Origin of the sequence: Rhodococcus sp. (in: high G+C Gram-positive bacteria) (genome assembly GCF_049299235.1) — a bacterium.
Taxonomy (GTDB): domain Bacteria; phylum Actinomycetota; class Actinomycetes; order Mycobacteriales; family Mycobacteriaceae; genus Rhodococcus.
On sequence record NZ_JBAQXC010000382.1, the window covers coordinates 1 to 6,266 of the forward strand.

Below are 6,266 nucleotides of genomic sequence, written 5' to 3' on the forward strand. Positions count from 1 at the left end.
GCGCCGAATAGCTCATCTGCATCACCGCGAACGACGACGCACCACGCACCAGCCGCCGATCGGTGTCCGGGTCGATCATGAACACGTCGCCGATGGTCGCGCCGGCCAGACCGAGCAGGAGCAGCGCGGTGTCGACCCGGTCGGTGTCACGGCTGCGCCGCAGCACCCGGGCCGCGAGCGCCGGCGCGATCAACGGTTTGGCGATCTGTTGCATCTTCTCGTTGCCGCGCACCGCGCCGACGACCGTCGCCACGGTCGCAGCGGCGAACACCACGTGTTCGGCGCCCCACTTCTTCCGACTGAACCAAGCCATGATCGGCACAGTACCGGGAGGGGCGCCGTTCACCGATGGTCACAGCGTCGTGCCCCGTCGGCCGGTGTCACCGTCCAGAATCGCGGCTGCGGCAGTCCGCGGCGCTCGGCCGCGACCTGAATCGCGTGCGCGACCTCCTGAGCCGCTCCCGCCTCACACAGCGCCAGCACCGAACCGCCGAACCCGCCCCCGACCATGCGGGCACCGAGCGCCCCGGAACCCTGTGCCGCCTCGACCGCCGAATCCAATTCGACGCAGCTGACCTCGAAGTCGTCACGCAGGGAGCGATGCGAGGCGTCCAGCAGCGGGCCGAGCGCCCGGATGTCGGCCCGGTCGAGCGCGGCCACCGTCTCACGCACCCGCCGGATTTCGGTGACGACATGACGTGCCCGGCGTCGCAGAATCGGATCATCCAGAGCAGGAACAGCTTCCACATCCCGGAGAGACACCACATCCAGGTGCCGCGCCGCGTCCTCCACGGAACGGCGGCGCTGCGCGTACTGTCCGTCGACGAGGCGATGCGGGGCCGACGTATCGACGACGAGCAGCGCCAGCCCCGATGCGGACGGATCGAACGGCACGTGCCGGACCCGGCCGGTGCGGCAGTCCAGCAGCATCGCATGCCCGGACCGTCCGCGCAACGAAATCTGCTGGTCCATACCGCCGGTCGGAACACCGACGTAGTCGTTCTCGGCGCGCCGGCAGGCCGATGCGAGCTCCGCGCGGCCCTGATCGTCGGTGGCACATCCGTGCGGTTCGGTCAGTGCCAGCGCGATCGCGCACTCGAGCGCCGCGGAACTCGACAGCCCGGCCCCGACCGGGACATCGGAGGCCACGGCGACGTCGGCCCCGGTGAAATCCGGCAAGGCCAGCGCCCACACGACCCCGGCCACATAGGCCGGCCAACCGGGCACTGCGCGGGACGCGATCTCGGCGACGGTGACGTCGACGGCGGGAAATCCGACGCTGCGCAACCGCAGTGTCCCGTCCGTGCGCCCGCGCAGCGCGACGGCGGTGCGCCGGCCGAGTGCCATCGGCAGGCACAGTCCGTCCGCGTAGTCGACGTGTTCGCCGATGAGGTTGATCCGCCCCGGCGCGCACCACACCCCGTCCGGGGCTCCGCCGAAGTGGTAGCCGAACAGTGCGCGGACCTCGCCGCACGCGCTCATTCCGCGACCTCCCGCAGCCGCGCCGCGATGCGCTCGGGGGTGGTGTCGCTGATCCAGGCACCCATCGCCGATTCCGAACCGGCCAGATACTTGAGCTTGCCGACGGCGCGGCGCACCGAGAACACCTGGGCGAACAACCGGCCGTGTTCGCGGCCGTCCCCGACCGGGGCCTGATGCCACGCCGCGATGTACGGCACGCGGTCGCCGCCGTCGAAGAACCGGTCGACGCGGCCGAGTACGTCCCGGTACATCAGCGCCAGTTCGTCGCGTTCGTCGTCGGTGAGCGCCGCCAGATCAGGAACGTCCCGGTGCGGGGCGAGGTGCACCTCGACAGGCCAACGTGCCGCCGCGGGGACATACGCGGTCCAGGCCCGGCCCGCCGCGACGACGCGGATCCCTGCGCTGCGTTCGGCGTCGAGGATGTCGCGTTGCAACGACCGCCCGGTCGCCGCACGGTGGGCGCGGGCCCGATCCATCAGCACCCGCGACCGCGGCGGCAGGAACGGATAGGCGTAGATCTGGCCGTGCGGATGTTGCAGTGTCACACCGATTTCCGTGCCACGATTCTCGAAACAGAACACCTGTCGGACGCCGGTCAACGCGGACAGTTCGGCGGTACGGTCGGCGAGGACATCGACGACGGTGCGCGCCCGAGACGCGGTGAGGTCGGCAAACCGCGCGTCGTGTTCGGACGTGAACGCCACGACCTCACAGCGCCCCCCGGCCGGGCGCCGCGGCCACGGCGATTCGTCGCAGGCATCGGGTGCGACGACGCCGGCGACCAGCGACGGGAAGCGGTTCTCGAACACGACCACGTCGTAGTCGGCGGCCGGGACCTCCGTCGGCGCACCACCCGGACGGGTCGGGCACAACGGACAATCCGAGACCTGCGGCAGGAACGTACGGTCCATCCGGTGCGCCGCGAACGTCACCCACTCACCAGTGAGCGGATCGAAACGCAATTCCGACGCCGCGGTCACCGGCGGAAGATCGCGGGTGTCGCGCAGGTCCCGCACGGCACCGCCGGAGACATACGGTTCGGTGTCGTCGAAACAGATCAGTTCCCGTCCGTCCGCGAGGTGCGTGACGGTGCGACGTATCCGCGCGGTCACCGCCGGACCGGCTATTCGGCCAGGCCGAGGTCCGACAGACCCAACAACGATCGGTATTCGAGGCCCTCGGCGGCGATGACGGCGTCGGCTCCGGTCGCCCGGTCGACGACGGTCGCGACACCGACCACGATCGCACCTACCTCACGCAGCGCCGCCACCGCGGTGAGCGGCGAGTTCCCCGTGGTGGTCGTGTCCTCGACGACCAACACCCGCTTGCCCACCACGTCGGGTCCCTCGATCCGGCGCTGCATGCCGTGCGCTTTCGCGGCCTTGCGGACGACGAACGCGTCGACGGGCCGGCCCGGCGCGTGCATCACGGCCATCGCCACCGGATCTGCGCCCATCGTGAGGCCACCGACGGCAGCGAAATCCCAATCGGCGACGAGTTCACGCAGCAGACTGCCGATCAGTGGCCCGGCCCGGTGATGCAGCGTCGCGCGGCGCAGATCCACGTAGTAGTCGGCTTCCTTGCCGGACGACAACGTCACCGCGCCGTGTACCACTGCCAGCTCGCGCACCAGCGCAGCCAGCTCTTCGCGATCGCTCATCGCTCGTCCTCACCGTCGATTGTCGTCCCGCCGCCCACGCGACCGGCGGCACGAATCCTAGTCGCCTACGGGGAGCGGTCAGGCCGCGGCGGTGCCTGGCTCTGCGTCGTCCGTGGTCGCCGCGGATCGCGCAGCATCAGCCGCCTCGACGTGATCGAGCATCGGAGCGAACTCGAACAGCGGAACCGTGCCGACGCCCGCGAGCTTCGCGAACACCGATGACGGGAACGTGCTGACGGTCTCGTTCAGCGCCTGAGCCAGATCGTTGTGGACGTGCGCCGCGCCGACGATGCGCGCCTCCCCGTTCTGCAATTCCCGGGCAACCCGGGTGAACGGCCAATGCGTGCCGTCGTCCGGGTCGCCGATGAGTTCGTGCAATGCCGCGGACAACGTGCTTTCGGCCTCCGCTCGTTCACCGAGGCTCAGCCGCCGATCGCGCATCGCGATCGCAAGGGTGCGGGCACCGACGACCGGGCTGATGCGGCTGCGTTCGACGCCCGCACCCGCCGATGCCGCGATCAGCGCGGGTACCAGGTCATAGCGGTCGTCGAGCTCGTTGGCGAGCAGACGCAGGCTGTCGCGATACCGTGCCCTGCGCTTCTGCGCGCGGCGCATCGCCGAGTTTGTCGACAGCACCAGAAGCACGATCACACCGATCACAACGGCCACAACGGTCACGCGCAGAATGTACCGAGGTGACCCACCTGCGCGCATCACCGGTCCGGCGTGTCCGCCCGGCGTGTCCTGACCGTAATCAGGTGCGGCCGCGGCCGCGACCGAAGACATTGGTCAATCTGCGGACGAGATTGACCGGAACGAAGCGTCCGGCGGTGGTGATGACCTTGTATTGCAGGCCGGGAATGCTGCGGACCTTCCCCGCCTCGAGGTCGGCGAGGGAGCTCCGCACCACGGTGTCGACGTCCAGCCACATCCATGCGGGAATCGAGTCCATTTCGATGCCCGCACGGCGATGGAATTCGGTGTGCACGAATCCCGGACACAGCGCCTGGACCTGCACGCCGGTCCCGGCGAGGCCACCGGCCAGGCCCTCCGTGAACGAAACCACGTAGGCCTTGCTGCCCGAATAGGTCGAGCCACGACCGGGCAGCAAACCGGCCACGCTCGCGACATTGACGATGCGGCCGGAACCTGCGGCGATCATCGACGGCAGCGCAGCACGGGTCAATCGCACCACCGCGGTGACGTTCACATCCAGTTGCGATTGCAGTAGTTCGGGTGACGCGGTCCAGAACTCGCCTGTCGTGCCGAACCCGGCGTTGTTGACCAGCATGTCGACACCGCAGGCAAGTCGCTTCTCGACGCGGCCACGCCCCGACTCCGTCGCCAGATCCGCGGACAGGATCTCCGACTCGGCGCCGAAGCGGCCTTTCAGGTCGGCCGCGAGATCGGCGAGTTTCGTCTCGTTCCGAGCCACCAGCACCAGATCGAAGCCGCGGGCGGCGAGCGAACGGGCGTAGCCGGCACCGATGCCGGAGGTGGGGCCGGTGACGAGAGCGACGGGCCGAGCAGCACGATCCGATGTCATGCCGATCACACTAACCGGACATCTACTCGCGGGTAACGCCGGGAAGCACAGTCACGTCGGCAGTCCACCTCAGTGATGCGCCGACGGCCGTCCCGGATCGTGCACGCCACGATCCATCTCGGCCGGTTCGACAACCGGCGGCAACACGTGCAGGATCCCCGACAATCGCGCCACCGTGTCGATCGCCGCGTCCCACTCGCGACCGTTGCTGTTCAACGGAATCGATCCGAGTGTCCAGTCGTTCTCACTCCACAACATCTGCACATGCGGCGGGATCGACTCGGTGAACGCGACCATCCGCTGGTCACAGACGCGCCGCGCGATCTCGAGATCCGTCGCGAACACCACGCGCGGCCCGATCGAACCGAGCAGGTTCATGTCGGGATCCTTGGGCGGCGGCGTCGACATCAACCGCAGGTCGATGTCGACATCCGAACCCACCTTGCGATGCACCCCGACGATGGTGGCGGTCTCCTCGATGTCGAACAGCAGGAACTCGTTGCCGCGGCGCACCCCGCGCACCACGTCGAGCGCGCCCAGATACTCCTGCTTCGCGAGCGCCGCACGATGCCAGTTCGAGGGCAGCGAACCGTCGGACGCGGTGTACTTGTAGCCCTGGGCACGAGCCCAGATCTCCCGCACCCGACCGGACTGCTCCCGGCGCGTGCGGTCGATGTAGAGCAGAACGAGCGCGCCGACCAGCGCGACCGCTGCCAGACCGAACCACATGACCGTCACCGGGCTCAGCCTAGCGTGTTCAGTTGCCGGAGCGGTTGAAGCCGGGAACCGTCGCGCTGACAACCGTGTCCGCGGTCATCTCGCCGCCCTGAACGGGTGTGCCCTGCGCGAGAACCGTGTCCCCCACCCGCAAGGCAGACGGTGACGAACCGGCGAGGGCGATGATCTGGGTCTGCGGCGTCAGCCGGACGGTGACCACCGAACCCCCGATGCCACTGATCGTGATGCTCGATCCGTCGTTCGCCGTCACGGTGCCGACGGTGGTGCCGTTGGATCCGATCGCATCCCCGAGACCGCCGGGAAGGCGATCGAGCGGAAGGGTCGGCGGCAGCGACGGCTCGACGGTCGGCGACGGAGTCCGCGTCGTCGTCGGAGGAGGCGCGACCGTTGTCGTGGGAGCCGACGCGGTCGAGGAATCGCTGCCGGTTCCACCGCTGAGCAGATAGCCGAACACACCGGCCAGCGCGATCACCGCGAGAGCGCCGAGGGCGGGCAGCACCCAACGCCTGCGGCGCGGTTCCTGTGGTCCCTGCGGCTCGGGAGGTGGTATCCGACCCGGCGGCAAGCCCGGTCCACCCGGCTCGTATCCGTACTGCTGGGTGGGCTGGTACTGCTGGGTGGGCTGGTACTGCTCGGTGGGCTGGTACTGCTCGGTGGGCTGGTATTGCGGTGTCGAGTCGTAGGGCGGAAACGCCCGCGTCGGCTCGTGCCGACCGTATGCCTCGGTCGGATCGGACGTGTGCATCTCCCGCGTCTCAGCGTGCGACTCGTCGAGCGAGTATGCGCGCTCCTGCGGTGTGCGCGGATCCTGCGGATTCGTCATGGTCCTTCCCAAGGTAC

The 6,266-nt window shown here is 69.1% G+C and carries 8 protein-coding genes; all 8 read right to left on the bottom strand.

From position 1 onward, the window contains the following. The coding region (locus WAX14_RS23460) for a lysoplasmalogenase family protein (RefSeq protein ID WP_422630440.1) at window positions 1–313 on the bottom strand (313 nt) is incomplete at its 3' end. Between the two features lie 29 nt (window positions 314–342). After that, complete coding sequence (gene galK, locus WAX14_RS23465) at window positions 343–1,482, bottom strand: galactokinase (protein WP_422630441.1); 1,140 nt, start codon at window positions 1,480–1,482, stop codon at window positions 343–345. Beyond that, window positions 1,479–2,582: a galactose-1-phosphate uridylyltransferase gene (gene galT / locus WAX14_RS23470; protein WP_422630446.1), complete on the bottom strand. Its 1,104-nt coding sequence runs from the start codon at window positions 2,580–2,582 to the stop codon at window positions 1,479–1,481. The genes galK and galT overlap by 4 nt, the downstream gene beginning before the upstream one ends. Before the next feature lie 23 nt (window positions 2,583–2,605). Then, window positions 2,606–3,142: an orotate phosphoribosyltransferase gene (gene pyrE / locus WAX14_RS23475; protein ID WP_422630442.1), complete on the bottom strand. Its 537-nt coding sequence runs from the start codon at window positions 3,140–3,142 to the stop codon at window positions 2,606–2,608. Between the two features lie 78 nt (window positions 3,143–3,220). Next, window positions 3,221–3,820, bottom strand: coding sequence for a LemA family protein (locus WAX14_RS23480; RefSeq protein ID WP_422630443.1), 600 nt, complete (start codon window positions 3,818–3,820; stop codon window positions 3,221–3,223). Between the two features lie 76 nt (window positions 3,821–3,896). Beyond that, entirely contained in the window at window positions 3,897–4,688 is a 792-nt protein-coding gene (locus WAX14_RS23485; RefSeq protein ID WP_422630444.1) for an SDR family NAD(P)-dependent oxidoreductase, read from the bottom strand. 69 nt (window positions 4,689–4,757) lie between these two features. After that, complete coding sequence (locus WAX14_RS23490; RefSeq protein WP_422630447.1) at window positions 4,758–5,417, bottom strand: hypothetical protein; 660 nt, start codon at window positions 5,415–5,417, stop codon at window positions 4,758–4,760. Window positions 5,418–5,445: 28 nt separating this feature from the next. Next, window positions 5,446–6,266: hypothetical protein (locus tag WAX14_RS23495; RefSeq protein WP_422630445.1), on the bottom strand; the 821-nt coding region annotated here is incomplete at its 5' end.